The organism is Halolactibacillus miurensis (assembly GCF_900116255.1).
Classification (GTDB): Bacteria; Bacillota; Bacilli; order Bacillales; family Amphibacillaceae; genus Halolactibacillus; species Halolactibacillus miurensis.
In genome coordinates, this window is record NZ_FPAI01000012.1 from 1 (window position 1) to 24,216 (window position 24,216).

Here is a 24,216-nt window from a genome sequence, read left to right on the forward strand (position 1 = left end):
TCGGAAATATTCAGCTCCTGCTCGTGGTTCACAGGCATGGAAAACTATTGCTAAACGTCGCAGTTCTGTCGAAAGAGTAAATGGCTATCTTAAGGAGTTTTTCCAGCTTAATAATGTTCGTTACCGTACAGGAAAACGTGCAAAAGCTCACTTTGATTTAGTAACGCTTATTTATAATGCATCAAAACTAGCATCAGATCGTTTAGGCTCATTCCTAAAGCAATATCAAATAGCATAAAAAATTTTTAAGACAAATATTGAAATTCTGGTCGTGTTTGATTTTTTAAAAAGAGCAATTATGAAATTGATTCAGATTTCAATTATAAAATAGTGGCGTTATAATAATTGAAGAATACACCGCTATAGCAATAATCACCTGTGTTAATTGGCTCTTAGAGAATGTTCGACGTCCGTAAAACTTTTTATTCTCATATAACATGATGAAGAAAAGAATCGGAGACAGATAGTACGATATAAGGACTGGAAACAGGATGATTTCCTGTAGTCGAAAGCTTGGTATTACAGGATAAATCATGAGACAAGAACCTGCCGCATAAATTGGATAAATAAACATATGATACGAGAAAAGGAATTGCTTGTTGTTTTTCAATTGGAATCACTCCTTGCGTTTTTTGCTTGAATCATTGGTTAAGAGTTTAGTTACCACCCTGTTATTAATGCAATGCATTTACATATTATCATACGTGTTTTTTGTAAAATAGTAAATGAAATGGAAGTAAAATCATGTATATAATTAAATAAGGTAACACTTATCGGTTCCTGCCCTAATTTAAAATCAGAGAAAATAGAAGCTGATCAAGAAAATATTTTATATTTTATTTACAAGCAGATGGAATATTCATCTAATAATTTACAAGTAATAACCCATGTGGTAGGATTGAAATGAAATAAAAGATACGAAATGGAGTGAATGTTGATGGGTTTATTTGATGGTTTGATGGGCAACGCGACCGATGCGACAAGTAATGATATTGAAAAAGCGATTGGGCATTTATTGACTGACGGTGAAACTATCGAAGCGGGATTTAAGTTAATCCGTGATTTAATGGTGTTCACTAATAAACGTTTAATTATGGTTGATAAGCAAGGGGTTACGGGTAAGAAAACCGATTTTCACTCTGTCCCTTATCGCTCAATTTCTCATTTTAGTGTTGAGACAGCGGGTACTTTTGATCTTGATGCGGAACTTAAAATCTGGATTTCTAGTGCACAGGCGCCTTTATTTGATTTACAATTTAGAAAAGATGACAGTATCGCTAAAATTCAGCGTCTATTAGCTGCACATTGCTTATAAGTCTTATTAAGGAGCGTTTCTTATGATAGTCATGCGAGTCATTATCATAATCACCCTTCTCATTTTAGGTGTTTGGAATTGGAATTCGAGGTCCAAATGGGTGCGCGATAAAATGGAAGAGTTCAAAAGAGACCAGCGTTAAATGTTAAATAGTTAAGAGTAAAATACAGGTTAATAAGAGGTAAATTAGAAATCAGTTAAACTATATTACCTTTAATAGCGTGGATGATATAGGGAGGATGAGTTAAATGTACTGGAAACTACGTCTTCCACTCATGTTAGCTGTTTTCGGTATAGTAGCGGGACTGTTTGACGGATTGTCTGCCACTTTACTTGCGAATGCTTCATATGTTGCGAGAAGTGCTAGCTATCTCATGATTGTTGGAATCATTATCTATATCTTAGAAAAGACAGGAATTAATGAAAAACGCGCGCATGTTTTAATCAGCGTGGCAATGATTCTCTTTGGTTTTATTTTCGAAGCGTTTATGTTAAGCGCTGCTTAAGCATTAGTGGTGAGATAGCGACGTTAAGAATTGAAATAGCTTCACATAACTAAAACAAGCCAGCGACATTTATTTATGCCGCTGGCTTGTTTTAGTTTTTCACAAACTCCTTGTCTATTTCAACGGTCTTAAAAATATTAATAAATGCTATTGGATCGTGTTTTCTGACAATATCTTTAATCGTCTTCGTTTCGTAACGGGTAACGACCATCATCAGTAAATCCTTCTCCTCTAATGTATAGCCACCCTTCCCTTTTGACATTGTGATGTTGCGGTAAATTAAATCGAGTAATTCTTTTCGGATTGATTTACCTTCTGTTGTCACGATCTGCATCGTTAACTTAATATGATTCGTATGAATCGTATCAATTACGCGCCCTGTTATATAGATGTTTAGCATCGTATAAAGCGCGATATTCCAGTCAAAGACAAGGCTTGATATTAAGACGATAATGACGTTCATCGCTGTTAACAGCAAGCTAATGCTCATGTTACTGAGGCGCGAAACAATCATCGAAATTGTATAACGTGGCATAAAAGTTTTTATACCGATATTAAAACGCTGATTGTGTTTGATTTTTTAAAAAGAGCAATCATGAAAATGATTCATTTTGCTATTTTATTAAACTGAATTAACAGTTTAACAACCCAGATACTCATTATAATCCAGAAGTAAACATTACTAAATGAAATACCCGTATTAGAGTTACCACCTATAATAGTTAATAAACCAATTAGCAGAACTAAGTAAGCTGTGAAAATAATATCTTGAAACAATCTTTTTTTTAGTGAAACTTCAGATTTGTTTTTCTTGAAAATAACATCACTAATAACTATAAGGGCAATAAATGTGATTAGTAATATTTTTGGTGCTATTACCACAGTAGTAAAAAGATAATCAATAACAAGAAGTACTGATAATAAAAAAAGAAGAATATAATCCCATATTTTTAAGGAATTCAAATTTCCACCACCCTTGTACCCTTAGAAAATAATTGAACAAAATAAAAATAAACCCATAAATATCGTAATATACTTACATAGAGTTTGTATCTCGTTAAAAAGTATAGAAATCAACTCTTTCCCTGGATACAACATAATAATGAAATGCTTTCCATTTTATCGTATAACAATAATAGGGAAATTACAATTCGAAATATCATTAATTGTTTTAAATTGTTATCAGTTATTTTTCAAATAAAATATTTAAGTGCGCGTTGCTCTTGTAGTTCAGTATTTCCTCTTCAGGAAATATTTAAATTTAAATAGATTAGCGCAGTTACTTCATAAAATAGTGGTGTATTAGGTGTTTAAATAAGATTATTTTTTATCTTTTAACAATCGTATCGAACATCCAATGGATCTCTTGACGCTCAACGTCATACAAAAAAGTTTGAAGTGGACTTTAGCTGCAATAAGGTTGTGTATACATAAAACAAGCCGGCGACATAAATAAATGCCACTAGCTTGTTTTAATTTTTCGCAAACTCCCCGTCAATCTCAACGGTCTCAAAAATATTGATGAAGGCTTTTGGATCGTGCTTTCTGACAATATCTTTAATCGTCTTCGTTTCATAACGGGTAACGACCATCATCAGTAAATCTTTTTCTTCTAATGTATAGCCACCCTGCCCTTTAGACATCGTGATGCCGCGGTAAATTGAATCGAGTAATTCTTTTCGAATTGCTTCTCCTTCGGTTGTCACGATCTGCATCGTTAACTTAATATGATTCGTGTGAATCGTATCAATCACACGTCCTGTTATATAGATGTTTAGCATCGTATAAAGCGCGATATTCCAGTCAAACACAAGGCCGGATATTAAAACGATCACACCGTTCATCGCGGTTAACAGTAAACCGACACTCATATTACTGACGCGTGAAACAATCATCGCAATAATATCAAAGCCACCACTTGAACCAGAGAATTTAAGAATAATCCCAATCCCTAAACCGGTAATGACACCACCAAAGATGCTACCAAGCAATAAGTCTTCGGCTAAGTCGTAAATCGGAACAACATACAAGAAGAATGAGAGTGCGACAACAACTAAGAAAGTGTTTAACGTCACGTTCTTCCCTAAAAAGATGTAACCAATAATAAAAATAGGAATGTTGAAAACAATATTAAGTAAACTTGTGTCAAACGGGCTAATCAAGCTGACTAAAATCGCCAGTCCACTAACTCCTGCGCTTAGGACACCGGAAGGAATCAGAAATAAATTAAAGGCTAAAGCAATAATCACTGAACCAACCACAATGGAGCTGTATTTTTTTATCATAAGGCGTCCTCCTTCTTTCCTGCTTTTTAAATTTAGCAAATCTCCCCTCCTCGGTCAAGACAATTGACCATTCACGTTATTTTCTAAATATTAAATCATGTTCCTAATGAAACATAATAGATATTATGTTTCATTGTGAAAATATATGAAAACGTGATAAAATATAGGTTGAGAGGTCATTTTTCTATTTGTTTAATTATGTTAGGAAACATATTCTTAATTTACGTTCCTACATATTTTTGAAATATTTTTTTACTGGATATGTCTTTTATAAATGGATGAGTTATTACATAGCTCGTTAAATAGTTGCTTTTCCAGGGTTGCGTCTATGTGTGAACATGTCAATCTAAATGCAATAGTTTCCCTTTTTTTAGGGTGTTGTCAGAGGCTGTTTTAAGCGAATGAAATGTAATTTCTCGTATCATTGATCGTTTAATGCGAAATAATTGATATGTAAATGAGATGGTTAAATTGAAAGGTTGTGAAAGAAAATGGATAAAAAACAAGTCGCTCCTTTTGTCTATTTAACGGCAGGAGAATATCAATACTTATTAGAAAAATTTGGGGAGTACCGGTTGAAAGAAAAAATCAAACAATTGAATCAATCAAAGATTAAACAACCAGAACGTCAAGAATCGATTGTGTCTGATTATCACGCCTTACTTAGTCGTGGCATGCAGACGGTTGAACCGATTCGTGATAAATTATTGATTCAAGCGATGAAAGATGAATTAAAACGGGAATCAGACAGAAATTACTTCTTATTTGTGATGGGAATTAATACAGGTCTTCGTATCAGTGACTTACTACCGCTTCAAGTACGAGATGTTCGTGGGCAAACACATATAGTGTTAAAAGAAAAGAAAACGAATAAAGCCAAACGCTTTTTAATTAATTTTGAACTGAGACAACAGATTGATCACTATACAATTCATATGGCCGATGAAGACTATTTATTCTCATCGTATAAGACAGGATTACCAATCCAACGGGTACAAGCCTATAAAGTGTTAAATAAAACAGCGAGACGTGTCGGGATCACTAACTTCGGCACGCACAGTATGCGTAAGACGTTTGGTTTTTGGCATTATACGATTAATAAGAATGTCGCGCTCTTACAAGACATATTCAATCACGCTTCACCTGATATTACGTTAAGGTATATTGGGATTAACCAAGATATCGTTGATCAAAGTTTAGCGAGTTTTAGTCTATAGTAAAACCACCAACACTTTATTCATTGTGTTGGTGGTTTTATGTTTGAATGGTAAGTCTATTTTTTAATGGTCAACGTTCGTACCCGCTTTTATCTTGTAAAATAGTTTCGAATTCGCCAAAAGGCATGTCAGTTAACTTTTCTATGGCAGTGTAAATATCTGTGCCTGATTTTACTTCCTCAACAATACGTGGGAATATTTCGATACCTTCTAGTTCAACTAAAGTCTCAACAGCAACGTAAGCAATACGATAAGGATTATTATCTCCTTGCATTTCTTGACGCCAATCCTTCGGATAATACAGATCTTTTAGTGATAGGTCACCATAACTTTCATATTCTACATCAGAATTATTTATGTTTGAGATATACGTCGCCATTCCTTCATGAAACCATAAAGGGAATTGAGTGACATCGATATTCTGACTACCCAATAGGGAATAAAAATAATGATGAACATATTCATGTGATAGTGTTGTTTTTATAGTACGATCATTTTCTCCAGCTGTTAATACATAAATAGTTTTCTGATCACTACGGTAAAGTCCATTTAAACTATCATCAAAACTAAAGAGTTGAAATAATTCTATATCGTCAAACAAAATAATTTCTACACCGGGTATTGTATTTACACCAAAAACATCGGAACAAATATTTGTCACCCACAGAATTTCTTCTTCAATTTGATTAATAAATTCGTCCGTTTGATTTTGATAATAAAGAGTGTTGTTCGCAAAAGAGTATTGTTCAGCAGCTTCAATCACATTATTTTTTCGATAAGTATCGACAATGCCTTCTAAAGGCATCATCACAATCTGATGATTATAGACATTCACCAGATTAAAGATGAAAATAAATATAAAACTACTTGCAAATACATTAACAATCTTCTTGTTTGAAATAAATAATTGAACAAGCAATAATACAATAGATAAAATTAATGCATTTGTTACAAACACACCTCTTAGATCAAAGGACTGTAAAATAGCGCTTATCTCAAATGCTACAAAAAGTAATAATCCTGTTATAAAAAAAATCATACCAACAAAAATCTTAATCATTTAATTTTCACACCTTTATTCAATTTCTAGCATCCGATCGATACCATCTGAAAGTTCATTAACCGTTGATTGCCAATAGCTAAAGTCCTTTAATTCAAGTCCCATAAACGTATTATAATAGTCTTGTGCGCTTGTATGATCAGAAAAACGCAAGCTTAATCGAGTTAGGTTAGAAAAAATAATATCTTGGTATTCTCCTGTATAGGCAAGATTGTCAAATCCTTCTCTAGATATTTCATAGTCACCTTGGGTGCTTGTGATAAATGCGGATATTAGTTTTTCCTCAAGAATCCAATCGTTTTCTTCAACCATCTTTAGTAACGCGTTTAATTCGCTTATATTTTTTGTTAGATAATAGTTCTCGGCGAGTAACACATAACTTGATTTTAAATTAGGATAAATATTGATACGTTCTTTAAAGTATTGAATAGCTTGATCATATTTTCCATATTGATTATGTAATAATCCTGCGTTATAAAGAATATGTTCATGAGGATATTTATTCGCATTATGATAATCTTTTATCGCTGTTTCAGAAGCTTTTAATTTCATTGAATTCAGCGGTAAACCTTCTATTACATCTACCCAAGCTTCTTCTTTTTTCACATCAAAACTGTCGACAATTTCAGACCATTCTGCATAATATTGTGGGTCAGTGTTATTTATTTTTGTAGCAGCAACCGCATCATTAGCTATTTGTTGGGCATGTTCAAATTCCCCTAGCAATAAGTACACTTGTGATATTAAAAACAATGTTGTTGGGTGATGGCTCTTTACTTCATCATAAGCTTTTAAAAATTCTAGCGCTAACTCGTATTCTTCAATTTCTAGATAGCAAATGGCTAAGCTGTATAAATATTGGTCGTTTTGCGTATCCAGTAATAGTAATTCATTATAAATCTCAACCGCGTCATCATACTTTTCTTCTTTTTCATATAATGCGACTAACTCTTCTAAAGTTTCAATTTTTTCTTTCTCAATATCCACTAATTCTTCTTCATTTTCAATATCATTACTTAATTCTTGGTTATTTTTGTTAGGGGATATGATATTTTTTATATTGATGGTGAGTAATGTTGACAAAATAACTATAAATATAATAATGTACTTGTTTTTTCTTTGCATGTCATGTGAGCCCCCTACTTTCATATCTGAGATAAGTTAAAACAGGGAGAACAATGAATATTTATCTCTGTGATATAAAATAATTTGATAATTTTGTTAATAACATAACCATACCAAAAATTTCAAAATAAGTCCATAATAAATTGGGGATTTGTAGAGAAACTATTAGTTAAAACGTTTATGGTAAAGGCACCATTATCTTAAGAAACATACTATATTGGTCATCACAGTTTAGTCTATACGAAAACCACCAACAAAAAAAGTGTTGGTGGTTTAGGGTTTAGTCAATTAAAGGTTTATAGTCTGGTTTTAATTTGTAACTGCTATATGACGATAGGCGTCCATCGGCCATATCTCTAATGTGTACGCCATCTCCCAGAATAAATATTCATATTGACTGCTCTTTAAGAACAGATCAGTCCAACGTTCTTTTTCTTTTTCTGATGCGGTTTCTGCAAGTTGGTCTAACCGGTCGATTTGTTCTTTGACGAGTGTCATAAACCAATCGGAATGATACGCCTGTATCCACGTTTGATAGACGGGTTCTTTTGGCGTTTTGTCTTTTAACTGTTCACCGATTTCAGCATACAACCAGTAACATGGTAAAATCGCCGCAATAACGTCCCCTAGTTGGCCAAATTGACTGGCTCGGTACATATGTGATGTATAAGCATACGCTGTTGGAGCCGGCTCAAAGGATTGCTGGTCTTTTTCAGAGATATTTAATTGTTTCATAAAGGTCCGGTGAAGATCCAGTTCTGCTTCATAGGTGCCTTGAACGTGTTTAGCCATACTGTTCGTTACTTCTAATGAGTCTGCTTTTGCGGCAGCTAATGCTTGCGTCTTTGCAAAGTGACTTAAATAATACGCATCTTGCAAGACGTAGTAGCGAAACCGGTCGAGCGGTAAGGTGGAGTCCCCAAGCCCTTGTACAAAGGGGTGATCAAAACTCGCTTTCCAAATCGGATCAGCCTTTTGTCTTAATTCATCTGTAAATCTCATATAATTCTCTCCTTTTTCCAAATAAAAACACCACCGCTAAATAAGCAAGTGGTGTCGATCATTGAATAAAGAAAGTCAAATCTCGTCCCACTTCCCTCCGCTAGCATCAACTAGATCAGGTTCAAAGGGTCAAGGCATTCGTTGCCAATCTCAGTCACAGATCAGTGACTCCCCTAGTGGTGTTTCATTTGATTGTATTTTGATACTGTTACTGTAACATACTGACTATTAAAGTCAAGTGTTACTTCATCACTTTCCAAACATCATTGGCATAGCTTACTGGGTCTTCTACTGGTAAACCTTCAATCAGTAAAGCCTGATTGTATAGGACATTCGTGTATGTCTCCATCATATCTTCGTTTGATTGTGAGGCTTGTTTGAGTGACTTAAAGATATCATGATCCGCGTTAATTTCTAACACTTTCTCAGCTTTTACGCCTTGATTCTCAGGCATCATGCTTAAGACTTTTTCCATCTCAATGGAGATATCCCCTTCGTTAGATAGGCAGACAGGGTGTGTCTTTAAGCGTTTAGACAGGCGAACATCTGATACTTTACCTTTAAGAATCTCTTTCATTTGATCGAAAATCGCTTGATCTTCTTCAGAAGCTGTTTTTTCTTCCGCTTGATCGTCCTCAAAACCTAAATCACCACTTGAAACAGATTTAAATTCTTTTTCATCGTAGTTCAATAACATTTTAATCGCAAATTCATCAATATCATCAGTGAAGTAAAGAATTTCATAGCCTTTATCACGGACGATTTCTGTCTGAGGTAAACGTTCGATGCGCGCATGTGACTCACCTGTGGCATAATAAATATAGGTTTGGTCTTCCTTCATACGTTCAACATATTCGGCTAAGGTGACAAGTTTCTCTTCAGTTGATGAATAGAATAGAAGTAAATCTTTTAAGGTATCTTTATTTTGACCAAAGTCACTGTAGACACCATATTTCAATTGACGACCGAAAGCTTTAAAGAACGTTTCATACTTCTCGCGATCATTCATTAATAATTTCTTTAATTCTTGTTTGATCTTCTTCACTAAGTTTTTCTCGATTAGCTTCAACTGACGGTCATGCTGTAACATTTCGCGAGAAATATTAAGTGATAAGTCTTCTGAATCGACAAGACCTTTCACAAAGCTAAAGTAATCAGGTAACAGTTCAGGCGCTTTATTTTTAATTAAGACGCCATTTGAGTATAACTCCAAGCCTTTTTCAAACTCTTGCGAGTAATAGTTATAAGGCGCTGTTTCAGGCACGTAAAGAATCGCTTGATAACGAATATTACCATCGACACTCACATGTACATGTGTTAATGGATCATCATAACCGAAATGTTTTTCTTGATAGAAGTTTTTATAATCATCATCGGTTAATTCAGCTTTGTTTTTCTTCCAGATTGGTACCATGCTGTTGACCGTTTTCTCTTCAACAATCGTTTCATATTCATCTTCTGTACCTTCTTTTAATTTTTCTTCCGTTAGATCCATTTTAATTGGATAGCGAATGAAGTCTGAATAAGTTTTAACGATCGTTTGCAGTTGACGCGGATCTAAGAATTGTTCAAAGTCATCATCTTCTGTGGACGCTTTAATCGTTAGTGTGATCGTTGTACCCACATCATCTTTAGTCGCCTCTTCGATGGTAAAGCCTTCAGCGCCTTCAGAGTACCAGTGATACGCTTGATCTGAATCTACTGCGCGCGACGTTACACTTACTTTGTCAGCAACCATGAAAGCTGCGTAAAAGCCGACACCAAACTGGCCAATAATATCAAAACCATCTTTAATTTCATTGTCTTTTTTAAATGCCAGTGAACCACTTTTCGCAATGGTGCCTAAATTTTGTTCAAGCTCTTCTTTTGTCATACCAATCCCATTATCAGTGATTGTTAACGTACGATGATCCTTATCTGTAGAAATTTTAATGTAATAGTCCGATTGATCAAATGTAATCGACTCATCGGTTAATGCGCGGTAATACATCTTATCCATCGCGTCACTCGCATTGGAGATTAATTCACGTAAGAATACCTCGCGTTTTGAATAAATCGAATGAATCATCATGTCTAATAATCGTTTTGACTCTGCTTCAAATTGTCTGACGGCCATATGTTATTCCCTCACTTTTTAATATTTTTTATGTATTAGCACTCGACACTTTAAAGTGCTAACATATATTTTTTAACATATTTTTAACCATCTTGTCAATCCTTTCGTATCAGGTTATCGTTAATTAACTACGTTTAAACAGAAAAAACCACACCTCTAGGTGTGGCTAATTTCATCTTATGTGATTAATTGACTTGGGTATAGTCAATATGACGTTTCGCTTCTGTTTCTTTTTTCAAGTAATTGTATTGATCAGATAATGCGTCAAACCATGCTTTATCATTTGTTTGAAGGGCTAAGTCGATTAATTGTTCTAATTCACCAAGAGTATAGTATTTGCTATCTGGCTCTACTTGTAATTTGACCACGTGAACTTGGATACTGTGATTGGTTAAAAGATGGTTATCACTCGCAATCACACGTATTTGTACCCTGTTCTCTTCTTCTAGTTGTTTTTCGACGAAGCCATGAATACGCTCACCCTTGTTTGACTGTAATTTGACCCAATCCCCTACATTTACTTGTTTTCTTTCTTCTGCCCTCATGTTTGACACCACCTTTTCTATTAATTATTTTAAATTGACAGAATACTTAGAATAGTCATTTAAAATATTTAATAGTAATTTTAATCGGTTATGGTGATAATGTCAATAGTCTTGCTCAAACTGCTGTTTCGTAAGTGGTTGACTCATTAAGAAACCTTGATAAGCATCTAGTTGAACCGACTCAATTAATGCGACTTCTTCTGCCGTTTCTACTCCTTCTTGGATAATAATTAATCTCAACTCTTTCGCAAGCGTTACTAAACGTTTATAGCTGCTTAAACCATCCTCATCACTAAGTGCGTCATGGAGAGTCCCTTGTGAAAGTTTAATCATCTTAAAGGGTAGTGTTCGCAGTTGACGTAGGGATAAATAATGATCCCCAAAAGAATCAATCGCCACTTGAATACCAGCTTTTTGATAAGCGCTCAGTTTGATTTTTAAGTTTTTACATTTATCACGCGAGAGATTTTCACTGATTTCAATGACTAAATGTTCAAGGTTGACGTTTGCTGCCTCGAATTGCTGGTGGATAGATAAAAAGGTTTTCTCATCACGACATTCTTTTTCTGTTAGGTTAATATGCAACTTGATCGCTTGATGGTGGCGTTCATTGTATCCTGATAGGGTTTGTGTTGCTTCTTTTAGTAAAAACTGCGAGAATTGAGGCATTAAGCCGTTCTTCTCAGCAATCGGAATAAACACATTAGGTGCAATCGCGCCTAGTTTGTTATGCTGCCAGCGTAATAAAGCTTCAACGGCGCGGATATCTTTTGTTGCGGTATCAATAATCGGTTGATAGACGACGTAGAGCTCCTGGCGTTCGATTGCTTGGAATAAGTCTGTCTCTAATTGAATGTAAAGCGATACTTCTGTTTCAAGTGCAGGGGTATAAAATCTAAACGTATTTTTCCCTTGTTGTTTTGCTTGATACATACTTAAATCAGCATACTTAGTCAGTTCATTTAGCGATTGAGAATGTTTAGGGTATAAGCTAATGCCAATACTTGCCGTCACAATAAAGCTATGATTATCAAACGTATAGGGCTTCGTTAAGGTATGAATGATTTTTTTAGCTAGATTGGTCACTTCTTGTCGGTCTTCAGTGAAATAAGTTACAATCGTAAATTCATCGCCACCAAAGCGAAAGACGTAGTCACGGTCGTTGATGACGGCTTTTATACGATCAGCGACATCGATTAATAACTTATCCCCTGCATCATGACCAAAGGTATCATTCACATACTTAAACCGGTCTAAATCTAGAAACATGACCGCGAATCCTTCATTATCTCGATCTGTTTGTTCAATCGCTTCATCCACAATCGTTTTAAAATATTTACGATTACCAATGCCGGTGAGCTCATCGTGGTTGGCTTGATGTTCAATGATTGCTTGGTTTTCTTTAATTTCGGTAATATCGGTGGCGACCATCAATATTTCTTTCCCTTTGTCCTTTATACTCTCTATCGGTTGTTTTGTTACGCGATACCATCGAATGTTGCCATCTGATCCTACTTGTCTATCTTCATAGGTCGTTCGCTCCTGAGATAATAAAATCGACTGATGGAGTTTTAAGTGATAATGAGTGGCAGCTATATCATTCGTTACATTTAAAGCGTGACGGCCAAGCATTTCTTTAGCCGTATACCCGAATAGTTCAGCATATTGGTCATTAACAAGTGTATAGATGCCATCGGCATTCATCGTATAAATCATCATCGGACTAACGTTAATGATACGGTCTAAAAAGTCTTTTTGATTAGCTAATTGCGTTTCGTTTTTTCTAAGAACAAGCCGCGACTTTTCTAACTCATGGGCCATTTGATTAAACTTGTTATTTATCTCACCAATACGGGTGTTTGTATTTGTATAACGAATACGGTGGGTGTAATCCCCCTCACTTAGTTCATCAATGGCCATAATCAATGCTTGATACGGTTTCTGACTACGATAGTAAGCGTAGATCATAATGATGAAAAAGACAAAAGCCAGTCCAACGAGAATCGGTGCCAATATTTCAAATATATTGAGTATAAACTGATCAGCAAGTACTTCAGGTACAAAGAGGGCTAATGTCCAACCATTTCGATTTAATGGTTCAGCGGCCATCATAAAGTGAAGATCGTCATAATGAAAGACATTGATTGCCTCGTCTGAATTTGTTAATAGTTCATGATTATGACTATTTTCATGAAAATCATCGATGTCTTCTTGATAGGTCTCGCTTAACTGATTATAACTATAAATTAACTCATCATACTCATTATAGACCCCGATATAGAAATCTTCAGAAAATGAAAGAGAGTGGAAATAGTCTTGGAGTGTGTTATTAGCACTTAAATCAATAAATACATGTAACTGATTATCTTCAAGTGGTATGAGTAATTCTAAGAGATGGCTTTTTTCAATTGTTTTAGTCTTTTGTAGATAAGCTTCTTCAACAAATTCAATGCTATCTAATTGATAATCAGACGCACCCACTAAACCATAAAAAACGGACGTTTGTATGATTAAATCTTTATTAATAATAAAACCATAATCAATCATGGGAGAATTGTTAATTAAGTCTTTTAATGCTTGACGTCTCTCGGATGGATTTTCGCTTTCTAAATGACGTTGACCGACTGCGTAGCGTGTTAATTCATCCACTTCTGTTAATACACGATTGAATTGCTGACTAAAACGTTCGTTCGCTGAATACATCATTTCATCATAGTATTCAACGGTAAAGCGTTCCATCGTAAAAGCGGCAGCGTAACTAAAGAGAGTGAAGAAAGCCGTAATGATTGCCAGATTAAAAAGTATGGCCTTTATGACATGTTGATTCCGCCATTGGAAATTAAATTGTTTCATGTTGCTCCCCCTCTCTATTCGTTACCCTTATTTTAGCCTATAAAGAGGTTCGTTGACAATGTTAACAAATGGTTGTGCAAGTTTAGAAATATCGGAAAAATATTTGTCAAGACCTCTTTTTTTTGATATAGTTAAACCACAATCACATAGACTTCAATACATATTGAAGTGGGTATAGAGGTTGCACAAGACAAGAGTAAAAAAAACAGAGAGTCATAAACACTCGATGATGTTTGCTGAAAGGGTCTTGTGCCGAAGGATAATAGCTGTTTATGAGTTATTATGCTGGTGTTGTATTTAACAGGTACAACATTGTCATATAGGTTATATACTATATGGAGGGCTATCTCACGCATCAACGATAGTAAAATATGATGCAGCTCACTTAGCCTGAGCTGCTTTTTCTATGTCGTGAATGGATTCCCTCTACTTACCTTTTAAAAAAATATAATGAGGTGGAATAATGGACTTTAATCAAGTATTAACTGCGATGGTCACGCCTTTTAATGACCAAGATGAAATTAATTATGATGAGACAAAACGGTTGATCGATTATTTAATAGATAATGGCACAGAAGGTATTGTTGCTGTCGGTACGACAGGAGAATCTCCGACCTTGTCTCATGAAGAAAAGCTAAGTTTTCTAAAGTTTGTCGTTGAGTATGTCAATGGACGTGTGCCTGTTATTGCCGGTACCGGATCAAATAACACAAAGCAGTCTATCGTATTAACTCAAGAAGCAGAAGAGCTTGGCGTTGACGGTATTATGCTTGTCACCCCTTACTACAACAAACCATCACAAGAAGGGATGTATCAGCACTTTAAAACCATTGCTGAAAGTACATCATTACCGGTCATGCTTTATAATATTCCAGGTCGAACAGTTGTTAGGTTGGAATTAGATACGGTGCTTCGCCTAGCTGAAGTAAAAAATATTGTCGCAATAAAAGAAGCAACCGGTGATTTAGATTTAATCAGTCAAATAATCAAGGAAACACCGGATGACTTTGCGGTCTATAGTGGTGATGACAATTTACTCTTACCGATTCTGTCTCTCGGTGGAACCGGTATTGTCAGTGTCGCCTCACACATCGTTGGTAATGAGATGAATGACATGGTTCAATCATTCAAGTCAGGTGAGCATGCACAAGCAACGAAGATTCAACAAGAGATTGCCCCGGTGATTAAAGCGCTCTTCAGTGCACCAAATCCGACGGCTGTGAAATATGCTCTATCAAAAAAAGGATTAAATGTTGGACACGTGCGTTTACCACTCATTGCTTTAACTGAGGCAGAAATGACACATGTTGATGATGTTGTAGGTCGTTATTATTAACCACGCATGGTATGTATAGAGGGCTATCAGTCAGCCACGACTTGTCTTATATGAGTCGTGGCTTTTTCTGGTTCTTTATAAATCAAGTATTTTTTGAGTGATAGGCTTTATATCGATGGACACAAAAGAAACGCCACCTCTTATGTTGAGGTAGCGTTCGTTTTATTGTCCCATATCTTTGACTTTCATAATCCGTGTAATGCTTGCACGTTCATCCTCTTCAAGTTTCATTTGAATATAATGAATCGTTTCTTTAAGTTGAGGAATTTTTAAGTATTCCAATGCGTTTACACGACGGCGTGTCTTCTCAATTTCATCAGCCATTAATTGACACGTTTTTTCGATTTCAGAAAGCTTTAATAATTTAGGTAAAATAGTGTTAATGCGATCGATTGAATCATCGAGCTCACTGTTTGAGTTCAGTAACCCGTATTGCATTTCTGATTCTTTGTTATCTTCATCAACAGTAAAGTTCATTTCAGGTACCATCACACTCATAATATTCTTTTGTTGAATATCAAGGGTGATTGATTTACCTGGTACCGCAAATAATTCTTCAATAAACGCTTCGTTGGTAAGTGATTTAGCGACAACAAAGGCTTCCATCGACTCTGTCAACTCTTTTTCAACTTCATCACGTAACGTATTATTTTTACGAATCAATGTAATGAACTGTCGCATTAACTCATCTTGTTTATCCTTTAAAAGCTTGTGACCTCGAATTGATATTGCTAACCGATCTTTTAAATTGGAAAGCTCCATCCGTGTTGGCTTGACATTTAATCTAGCCATAGGTCAATCACTCTCCTTCCGGCATAAACTCTTCGATCAGTGCACTACTAATACGTTTAAGCTCAGTACGAGGTAAGATTGAGAGTAATTCCCATCCTAATGTTAAGGTTTCCTCAATTGAACGGTTCGTATAGAATCCTTGATTGATATATTCTGCTTCAAAACGCTTCGTAAATTCTACGTACAGTTTATCCGTATCAGATAACGCTGACTCACCTAGAACGACCGCCAATTCTTTCGCTTCAATACCTTTGGCATAAGCGGCGAACAATTGGTTCATTGTTGGTGCGTGGTCTTTACGTGTTTTACCTTCACCGGTACCTTTATCTTTCAGACGAGAAAGTGAAGGTAGTACGTTGATTGGTGGCTTAATTCCTTGCTTATCTAAGTCACGACTTAAGATAATTTGACCTTCGGTAATATAACCGGTAAGGTCAGGAATTGGGTGCGTAATATCATCTTCAGGCATTGAAAGAATAGGAATCTGTGTTACCGATCCTTTTTTACCGATAAGACGACCCGCACGTTCATACAAGGTTGATAGGTTTGTATAAAGATAACCTGGGTAACCACGACGACCTGGTACCTCACGACGTGCGGCTGAAATTTCACGAAGTGCCTCACAGTAGTAAGTCATATCCGTCATAATAACAAGCACGTGCATATCTTTTTCAAATGCTAAATATTCAGCCGTTGTAAGGGCCATTTTTGGTGTGGCAATCCGTTCAATCGCTGGGTCATCTGCTAAGTTGATAAACATAACAGAACGGTCAATCGCGCCTGTTTTACGGAAATCTTCCATGAAGTATTCCGCCTCATCAAACGTAACACCCATCGCTGCGAAAACAACGGCGAATTTTTCATCGCTATTAAGTACAGAGGCTTGACGGGCAATTTGTGCCGCAAGCTCTTTATGGGGTAAACCTGAACCAGAGAACACCGGTAGTTTTTGACCACGTACAAGTGTATTTAAGTGGTCAATCGCTGAAATACCCGTTTGAATAAATTCATCCGGATAGTCACGTGCGATAGGGTTAATCGCTTGACCATTTACGTCTAAACTTGTTTCTGGAATGATGTCTGGACCGTCATCCATCGGTTCACCTAAACCATTGAAAACACGACCAACCATGTCTTCTGATACATCAATAGATAATGGCTTCCCGCGGAAACGTACTTTTGTATCTTTGATGTTAATCCCGCTAGGTCCTTCAAAAATCTGAACCATCGCTTTATCTCGATTTACTTCAAGTACTTGTCCGTGACGGATTTCGCCTGTTTGTAGTTGGACTTCGACTAATTCGTCAAATTTAACGCCTTCTACACCTTCTACGGCCATCAGAGGTCCAACGACTTCGCTAACTGTTTTGTATTCCTTAAGCATTTTGCGTCATACCTCCTTCAGCAACAATCTGGTGAATTGTTTCTTTTGTTTCGTCTTTAAGCGCGCGAATTTGTTCAATATTATCTTCGGAGATAAATTTCGCACGGGCAATCTTATCACGTAAGTCCGTTGTTCCTTCAACGATTTCTTTGTAGTAAGCGCCAAGACGCATCGCTTCACGTGCTTCTTTCTCGAATGAAAGAATGAGGTCAAGCATGTAATATTGTTTTGTTCGTGATGTGAATGTATCGACATCATCAAACGCGTTTTGTTGGAGGTAATCCTCACGTAATTGCTGAGCAATGACCATCGTTAAACGGTCTTTTTCAGATAGTGATTCAATACCAACAAGACGAACGATCTCTTGTAGCTCAGATTCTTCTTGTAAAATATTCATTGAGTGCTGAACCATCTCAGACCAAGACACTTCTAAGTCATCGTTCATGAAACGACCAACATCCTCTAAATAAAGTGAGTATGATGTTAACCAGTTCACTGATGGGAAGTGACGTTTTTGTGCAAGGGATGAATCAAGTGCCCAGAATACTTTAACAACACGAAGCGTATTTTGTGTAACCGGCTCCGACGTATCCCCACCTGGAGGTGATACGGCACCAATGGCGGTAATACTACCTTCACGTTCTTCAGAACCAACCGTTAAAATACGACCCGCACGCTCATAGTACTCAGCAATACGGCTACCAAGGTAAGCAGGGTAACCTTCATCACCAGGCATCTCTTCTAAACGACCTGACATCTCGCGAAGTGCCTCTGCCCAACGTGAGGTAGAATCGGCCATAATCGCCACGCTGTATCCCATATCACGGAAATATTCTGCAATCGTGATACCCGTATAGATAGATGCTTCACGTGCCGCTACTGGCATGTTTGATGTATTGGCGATAAGAATCGTACGTTCCATTAACGATTCACCTGTATTCGGGTCAACGAGCTCAGGGAATTCGTTTAGTACGTCTGTCATCTCATTCCCACGTTCACCACAACCAACGTAAACAACTAAGTCCACGTCACTAAATTTCGCAATCTGGTGCTGTACAACGGTTTTACCGGCACCAAATGGTCCTGGTACAGCCGCAGCCCCACCTTTAGTGATTGGGAAGAATGTATCGATAACACGCTGTCCTGTAAGCATCGGCTTATCAGGATTTAATTTTTTCTTGAACGGACGTCCACGACGAACTGGCCAGCGTTGTAGCATGGTCACGTCTTTTTCACCGTTGTCTGTTTCTACTTTAGCCACAACATCTTCAAGTGAGAATTCACCTGATTCGATTGCAGTCAATTTACCTTTAATACCGTGAGGAATCATCACGCGGTGCTCAATAACTTTTGTCTCTTGAACAGTCCCGATGATATCACCTGGTTCTACCATGTCACCGACATTTTTTGTTGCATGAAAGACCCATTTATTTTCACGGTCTAATGCTTCGATATTAACCCCTCTTACTAAGAAGTTACTATCCGTTTTTGCTTTAAATGTATCGAGTGGACGTTGGATGCCGTCAAACATTTGTGACACAATCCCTGGTCCAAGTTCTACTGATAAGGCTTCTCCTGTTGTTTCAACAGGTTCGCCTGGTCCTACGCCAGAAGTTTCTTCGTATACCTGGATAGAGGCAACATCATATCGCATTTCAATGATCTCACCTACTAATCGCATGTCCCCTACATAGCAAAGGTCTTGGATATTTGCATGTTCCATACCTTCTGCCATAACTAAAGGACCGGAAACTTTAACAATTGTTCCTTTCTTCAAATAAGTCCCCTCCCAAATTATAAGATGTTTTGTCCAACGGCTTTTTCCATGTTCTTTTGAATACGGGACTTACCAATATTCAGTGATCCCTTATGATTCGGGATTAGGATAATTGCGGGTTGAACTTCTGCATCGTAACGTTTTATTGTATCCGGAATTTCCTTCGCCATTGCTTCTGTTAAGTATATGACCCCGTAATGTTCTTCAGCTAAACGATCAATCGTTTCGCGGGCAATCCGAGGTGTACTAGATGCAAACACATCAAATCCTAAGATTTTGAAAGGTAAGACCGAATCTTTGTCTCCAACTACTGCTATTTTATGGGCCATAAATTGGTCGCATCCTTTCTCTTATAATACCTTCATCAATTTGATTGTCTTTCCCAACGAGAATAAGTCGGAGATTTGCTACTTCTTTTTCAACAAAAAATAAGAAAGCAATCACCGGCATTGGGCCAAAGGCTTGGAATGTTGCTTCTTCCATTAATTCATCTATCGTTTCATCAATGACTTTGTCTAAAACCATAGGATCTAGATCATCTTTTTGATCATTGACAACAGCTGCTAAACGGCTCGCATAAGGTTTACCGAGGTACAGTTCATTGAGAACGTTAACGGCACCTTGCTCACTCGCTTCAATGATCGCTTTTTTAGAAATTGACCCTGAACTAGATAAGACCGTATGAAGGAATGAACGTGATTTATTTTGATGTAGACTTCTTACGACTGTTGATAAGTTGTCTAGATCAATTAAGACATCCGCCATTTGACTGATCGTTGGATTTTTCAAACGATCAGTGATTTTACGCATATGTTTGTAAAAGTACGTGTCCATGAAGACATCAGCTGCTTCTAGTCGACCATACGTTTCATAATCTTCAATCGCGAGTTGCACACCTTCGACCATAACAGGGTTTAACTCATCTGATTGACGTGCATTGACAAGTTGACGCAAGGCCGAAATCGGATGCTTGCCAATCGGAATGAGTAAATGATCAAACTCTAGCCCAGTAAAGCGTTGTTTTAATAATACTTTTAAATTGTGATAACTGTATCGAAGTGAGAAAATCTGAATGACTTCTGAATCTGGTGTCACTTCGTAAAGCTCATCATAAATATTTTTCACACGCTGCATCAAAAATGCATCAAAATTCTTATTTTCGAGCACGTCGTGCTCATCAAATAAATAATCGGTACTCTTTAGAATTTCAAGTGCTTCGCGCAAGTCTTCTGCACGTAATAATTTTTCATAATCATCACGTAAGAGTAGCTTTGTTTCATAGACACGAAGCAGCGTGTTGACGCCCTTATATTGAGTGTCCTGCATTTATTCTCCCCCCTTATTCATTAGTTTTTAAATGCTAAGGTTGCAAGTTGTGGAGAAAATTCTTTCTTCATTTCCTGAACAAGCACATCAAAACAGAAATTGTAATCAATACCGTCTTCTTGGACAATAAAGCCACCTTTTCCTTTAACTTCTTCATCAGCCACACTGATTTTCGGATAGTCGTTAAGGATCGCTTTTACTTCTTCTGATTGAAAAACAGCTACTGAGCGTGAACCAGGAACGATTTGCCACTGTTTGTCTTGTTCAAGTTGTGAAAGGACACCTGATAAAAAGGTAGCGAATGTTACATTGTCCCAATTCGCCATTTTTTCAGCAGCTTTATTGAAGACATCATGTAACAAGGCTTGTTTCTTACCAAGGACAGCATTTCGTTTGTTGTTCGCTAATGTTTGCGCTTCGCGATCATAGTCATTTTTCATTTGAGTTTCGATTTGTTCTTGTCGATTCTTTTGACTTTCCACAAGCTTTTGACGTTGTTCTTCAACTCGGTCATTAGCAACTTCTTCGTATTGCTCGATTTTCTTTTGTCCCTCTTCTTTGGTTTTAGCCAAAATCTGTGCGGACAAAGCTTGTAAATCTTTCATAGTCCCCATCCTCTCACTAATATTTTATCTTATGCTAAAACAAGTAAGAAGGAAATAACGAACCCTAGGATTGCATAAGTTTCAACCATCGCTGAGTAAATGATACCTTTAGAGTTTTGTTCTTCTCTTTTTGCTAAGATTTGTACAGCTGCAGTAGATACACGACCTTGAGCAAAACCAGCAGTTAAACCAGTAAATGCGATAGGAAGTGCGGCCATAAGCATATAGATTCCGTCAGCTAAAGGCATTGCTTGGTCCATGTTTAAGTAAATCAAGAAACCAATAACGAAACCATAAAGACCTTGTGTACCAGGTAGTAACTGAAGAATAAGTGACTTACCAAATTTTTCAGGTTGTTCTTTAATCAGTGATGCTGCTGCCTCACCTGTCATACCTACACCACGTGCTGAACCCCAACCAGAGAAGATAACCGCGATCGCGATCCCTAATGCTGCAAAGATAAATCCTCCGTTATTTTCTGCGTAAAATGTTAACCAGTTTTCCATAATAAAATTCCTCCATTACTTATGATTGTTTTTGATTTTTTAATTGAATATGTTTTTCAGCAGCTCTTAAAGGCTTAAGGGCTTTACCGCCACCTTCATAGAACTTACCGAAGAACTCAACAAAGATTAAACGTGCACCGTGCACATATGAACTAAGGAACGTAAGTCCTAAGTTAACAGCGTGTAACACGATGAATAATACTGCCCCGATAGTAAACCGACCAACGCCTGGAATAAAGCCAATGATCATATTAAAGGCAAGGGCAATACTACCACTTGATACCCCTAAGGCCATCAAACGGGTGTAACTAACGATATCGCCGATGTAACCGGTAATACCATATAAGTTATAGACACCTAAACCGACACCGAGTGCTTTGTTCTCTGAGCCAAGTGTTGTCGCTAGAATAATACCTAGTGCACTAGCAACAGCAACCACAGCCCCAATCGTGCCAAGAATTTCACTGTCTAAGACCATGTTACCGAGTAAGAGGATGATAATACCGGCAAAAATACCGATCCAACCTATACCATCACTAAAAGCTCCGAATTTGTCTTTATTTCTAAGCTTAAGATACGTGTTAATACCTAAGCCGAAGAAAATTTGAGTTAAACCGAAGATAACAGAAATGATTAAGATAGTAATAACATCATTTGTTGTCGATAACAAGACGATTGGCATCGCTGCACCGAAGAATGAGCCGTATATCAATCCCCAAATAATGGTTGGATACGATAGTAGATGGAAGAAACGCATGTTCTTCTTCATCGCGGGAGAAACTTCAGTGAATTTTAAGACAACGAATGTTGCCATCCATAACAATAGACCGTATCCCACATCAGCTGCCATCATACCAAAGAATAAGAGGTAGAACGGTGCTAAAAATGGTGTCGGGTCAATTTCGTTGTACTTAGGTAAATTGTACATAGCCGTTATGCTTTCAAATGGTGAGACGTAATCGTTGTTTTTTAAGACAACCGGTACATCGTCATATTCTTCCTCTTTCACGTCGTTGACATAAAGGACGTATTCCTCTTCTGGTAAGATGCGCTTGAGCGCCGCTTCCATATGAGGCACTTCTTCTTCTTCTAGCCAACCTTCCATAATAAAGAGGTGTTTTTCATCAATTAAAAACAGCTTGCTGCGTTCGCGTTGAAGTTTCGCTTCATAATACTCTTCAGTGAGCATCAGTTGCCAAACTTCTTTCGACATTTTAGCTAATCGGTCTTTGATTGATGTTGTTTCTTTCTTTAAAGCTTTTAACTCTTTATCAATGTCCCCTAATGCTAATCGAGGAGATTCAGTTAACTTTTCAGTGACTGTTTCAAAGTGTGCGTCGTTCAGTAAAGGTTTAATCGCGTCTTGATCCCGACGATCATAATAAACGGCTACCCCAATTTCATCACGCGTTTGATACACTTCATTGACATAGAGTAAGTCTGATGCTTCCAGCATGGTCATATATGTATTCTGATCATGCTGAGGAATGATACCAACACTACCTGTAATACGTTCCATCGAACGAAGATCGTGCGCACTAACATCGAGCTTTTTCCAATTTTTAAAGAAAGCTTCCTTGTCTCGTAAGTCTTTTTTTCGTTCAGCGATTGTATCTAATCGCTTCTCTAAATCAAGCACATCTTTCACAAGGGTTTTTGGCGAAAAAGTGAAAATCTCTTGTTCGAGTTCTTCTAAAGAGTATTCTTTTCTTTTTTCACGCAGTGTTTCTTTAAGTGGACGCTTTGGTAAATATGGCTGAACAAAGCTTAAAGCTGTCTGTACTTGGTCAATTCTTGTCTCATACTTCTTAACGATTGTTTCTAAGTTATCAACTTCGTAAGGTGACACGTCTAACTCACCTAAGTCCGAAGAAGGTAAATCAACAACCTCGAAGCGTTGCAATGCTTGAATTGATTGCAGCAACTGATCTTTTTGTTCATGAAAAGATATGAGTGTTAGTTTTTTCATTTTAGCTATTGCCATATGTCCTCATAACCTCCTCAATGACCGCATCAACCAATTTGTCTTCTTTCTCTTTAAAGTTTGTTTCTAATTGGCTAACGGCTTGATCTTCTTCTTCTTTAATAGAAGCTTTTAACTTATCGAGCTTTTCTTCTTTCAATTTTGACTGTTCTTCTTTGAAAGTGTTGAGATCTTTTTCAACCTTCTCTTTCATCGATTGAATCGTCTCTTCTGTCTCTTGTTCCATTTGTTTCAATCGGTCTTTGTATTCGCGTTCCAGCTCAATTGCTTCACGCTCAATTTGTTTGACTTGATCAATGGTATTTACACTCATTCTTTTACGCACCCCCAATCATTCAGCAAGCTTTTAAAAAGTTTAAAAAGCTTCAAGCATTACTATTATATCGATTATATCGACTTCGTTCAAATAATTTTGACTTAAATCGATTCTCGAACAGATTCTAAAACTTGATATAGTTAATAGGAAGAAAAAAATCAAAAAT

23 protein-coding genes and 2 riboswitches are annotated in these 24,216 nt (G+C 36.8%); of the genes, 5 read left to right on the top strand and 18 right to left on the bottom strand.

The window, feature by feature from the left end:
• From BM390_RS08735 to BM390_RS08745, 3 genes are all read left to right on the top strand, one after another.
• Window positions 1–238 (top strand): transposase (locus tag BM390_RS08735; protein ID WP_143103161.1); only part of this gene is annotated, 238 nt, incomplete at its 5' end.
• Window positions 239–937: 699 nt separating this feature from the next.
• Window positions 938–1,315 (top strand): PH domain-containing protein, encoded by a 378-nt coding sequence (locus tag BM390_RS08740; RefSeq protein WP_062322553.1) that lies wholly within the window; start codon window positions 938–940, stop codon window positions 1,313–1,315.
• Between the two features lie 248 nt (window positions 1,316–1,563).
• The gene (locus tag BM390_RS08745) at window positions 1,564–1,821 is read left to right on the top strand and encodes a hypothetical protein (protein WP_062322551.1); all 258 of its coding nucleotides are present in this window, start codon (window positions 1,564–1,566) and stop codon (window positions 1,819–1,821) included.
• Between the two features lie 91 nt (window positions 1,822–1,912).
• On the opposite strand, the gene BM390_RS08750 is transcribed toward BM390_RS08745, so the two are convergent.
• The 3 genes from BM390_RS08750 to BM390_RS08760 form a co-directional block, all read right to left on the bottom strand.
• Window positions 1,913–2,356: a YitT family protein gene (locus BM390_RS08750; protein ID WP_082394532.1), complete on the bottom strand. Its 444-nt coding sequence runs from the start codon at window positions 2,354–2,356 to the stop codon at window positions 1,913–1,915.
• A 71-nt stretch (window positions 2,357–2,427) separates the two neighbouring features.
• Window positions 2,428–2,784 (bottom strand): hypothetical protein, encoded by a 357-nt coding sequence (locus tag BM390_RS08755; protein ID WP_062322547.1) that lies wholly within the window; start codon window positions 2,782–2,784, stop codon window positions 2,428–2,430.
• A 509-nt stretch (window positions 2,785–3,293) separates the two neighbouring features.
• Window positions 3,294–4,106, bottom strand: a complete 813-nt coding sequence (locus BM390_RS08760; protein WP_062322545.1) for a YitT family protein — start codon at window positions 4,104–4,106, stop codon at window positions 3,294–3,296.
• 674 nt (window positions 4,107–4,780) lie between these two features.
• On the opposite strand from BM390_RS08760, the gene BM390_RS08765 reads away from it, so the two are divergent.
• Window positions 4,781–5,323: a site-specific integrase gene (locus BM390_RS08765; RefSeq protein ID WP_062322555.1), complete on the top strand. Its 543-nt coding sequence runs from the start codon at window positions 4,781–4,783 to the stop codon at window positions 5,321–5,323.
• Window positions 5,324–5,393: 70 nt separating this feature from the next.
• On the opposite strand, the gene BM390_RS08770 is transcribed toward BM390_RS08765, so the two are convergent.
• From BM390_RS08770 to BM390_RS08795, 6 genes are all read right to left on the bottom strand, one after another.
• The gene (locus tag BM390_RS08770) at window positions 5,394–6,383 is read right to left on the bottom strand and encodes a hypothetical protein (protein WP_062322543.1); all 990 of its coding nucleotides are present in this window, start codon (window positions 6,381–6,383) and stop codon (window positions 5,394–5,396) included.
• 15 nt (window positions 6,384–6,398) lie between these two features.
• Window positions 6,399–7,508, bottom strand: a complete 1,110-nt coding sequence (locus BM390_RS08775; RefSeq protein ID WP_062322540.1) for a tetratricopeptide repeat protein — start codon at window positions 7,506–7,508, stop codon at window positions 6,399–6,401.
• Window positions 7,509–7,817: 309 nt separating this feature from the next.
• Window positions 7,818–8,510: a thiaminase II gene (gene tenA, locus BM390_RS08780; protein WP_089854345.1), complete on the bottom strand. Its 693-nt coding sequence runs from the start codon at window positions 8,508–8,510 to the stop codon at window positions 7,818–7,820.
• A 75-nt stretch (window positions 8,511–8,585) separates the two neighbouring features.
• Window positions 8,586–8,695: riboswitch (TPP riboswitch) on the bottom strand.
• Between the two features lie 56 nt (window positions 8,696–8,751).
• Window positions 8,752–10,626, bottom strand: a complete 1,875-nt coding sequence (htpG, locus tag BM390_RS08785) for a molecular chaperone HtpG (protein WP_062322536.1) — start codon at window positions 10,624–10,626, stop codon at window positions 8,752–8,754.
• A 185-nt stretch (window positions 10,627–10,811) separates the two neighbouring features.
• Window positions 10,812–11,171 (bottom strand): IDEAL domain-containing protein, encoded by a 360-nt coding sequence (locus BM390_RS08790; protein WP_089854349.1) that lies wholly within the window; start codon window positions 11,169–11,171, stop codon window positions 10,812–10,814.
• Between the two features lie 102 nt (window positions 11,172–11,273).
• The gene (locus BM390_RS08795; protein ID WP_089854352.1) at window positions 11,274–14,024 is read right to left on the bottom strand and encodes an EAL domain-containing protein; all 2,751 of its coding nucleotides are present in this window, start codon (window positions 14,022–14,024) and stop codon (window positions 11,274–11,276) included.
• Between the two features lie 167 nt (window positions 14,025–14,191).
• Window positions 14,192–14,378, top strand: a riboswitch (Lysine riboswitch).
• Window positions 14,379–14,487: 109 nt separating this feature from the next.
• Here BM390_RS08795 and dapA point away from each other — a divergent pair.
• Complete coding sequence (dapA, locus tag BM390_RS08800; RefSeq protein WP_082394530.1) at window positions 14,488–15,360, top strand: 4-hydroxy-tetrahydrodipicolinate synthase; 873 nt, start codon at window positions 14,488–14,490, stop codon at window positions 15,358–15,360.
• Window positions 15,361–15,522: 162 nt separating this feature from the next.
• Here the strand turns inward: dapA and BM390_RS08805 are convergent, their stop codons facing one another.
• Genes BM390_RS08805 through BM390_RS08845 form a run of 9 tightly spaced genes read right to left on the bottom strand, consistent with a single transcriptional unit; the run spans window position 15,523 to window position 24,047 of the window.
• Window positions 15,523–16,152: a V-type ATP synthase subunit D gene (locus BM390_RS08805; protein WP_062322526.1), complete on the bottom strand. Its 630-nt coding sequence runs from the start codon at window positions 16,150–16,152 to the stop codon at window positions 15,523–15,525.
• 7 nt (window positions 16,153–16,159) lie between these two features.
• Window positions 16,160–17,536 (bottom strand): V-type ATP synthase subunit B, encoded by a 1,377-nt coding sequence (locus BM390_RS08810; RefSeq protein ID WP_089854355.1) that lies wholly within the window; start codon window positions 17,534–17,536, stop codon window positions 16,160–16,162.
• On the bottom strand, window positions 17,529–19,313 hold the full coding sequence (locus BM390_RS08815) for a V-type ATP synthase subunit A (RefSeq protein WP_089854359.1): 1,785 nt from the start codon (window positions 19,311–19,313) through the stop codon (window positions 17,529–17,531). The genes BM390_RS08810 and BM390_RS08815 overlap by 8 nt, the downstream gene beginning before the upstream one ends.
• 17 nt (window positions 19,314–19,330) lie before the next feature.
• Complete coding sequence (locus BM390_RS08820) at window positions 19,331–19,642, bottom strand: V-type ATP synthase subunit F (protein WP_062322524.1); 312 nt, start codon at window positions 19,640–19,642, stop codon at window positions 19,331–19,333.
• Window positions 19,632–20,639 (bottom strand): V-type ATPase subunit, encoded by a 1,008-nt coding sequence (locus BM390_RS08825; protein WP_062322523.1) that lies wholly within the window; start codon window positions 20,637–20,639, stop codon window positions 19,632–19,634. The genes BM390_RS08820 and BM390_RS08825 overlap by 11 nt, the downstream gene beginning before the upstream one ends.
• Before the next feature lie 20 nt (window positions 20,640–20,659).
• A complete protein-coding gene (locus BM390_RS08830; RefSeq protein WP_062322521.1) occupies window positions 20,660–21,244 on the bottom strand; it encodes a V-type ATP synthase subunit E in 585 nt (194 codons plus the stop codon).
• A gap of 29 nt (window positions 21,245–21,273) precedes the next feature.
• Window positions 21,274–21,750, bottom strand: coding sequence for a V-type ATP synthase subunit K (locus BM390_RS08835; RefSeq protein WP_062322519.1), 477 nt, complete (start codon window positions 21,748–21,750; stop codon window positions 21,274–21,276).
• Between the two features lie 19 nt (window positions 21,751–21,769).
• The gene (locus BM390_RS08840) at window positions 21,770–23,734 is read right to left on the bottom strand and encodes a V-type ATP synthase subunit I (protein WP_089854362.1); all 1,965 of its coding nucleotides are present in this window, start codon (window positions 23,732–23,734) and stop codon (window positions 21,770–21,772) included.
• Window positions 23,721–24,047, bottom strand: a complete 327-nt coding sequence (locus tag BM390_RS08845; RefSeq protein ID WP_062322513.1) for a hypothetical protein — start codon at window positions 24,045–24,047, stop codon at window positions 23,721–23,723. Before BM390_RS08845 ends, BM390_RS08840 begins: the two co-directional genes overlap by 14 nt.
• Window positions 24,048–24,216 lie beyond the last annotated feature (169 nt).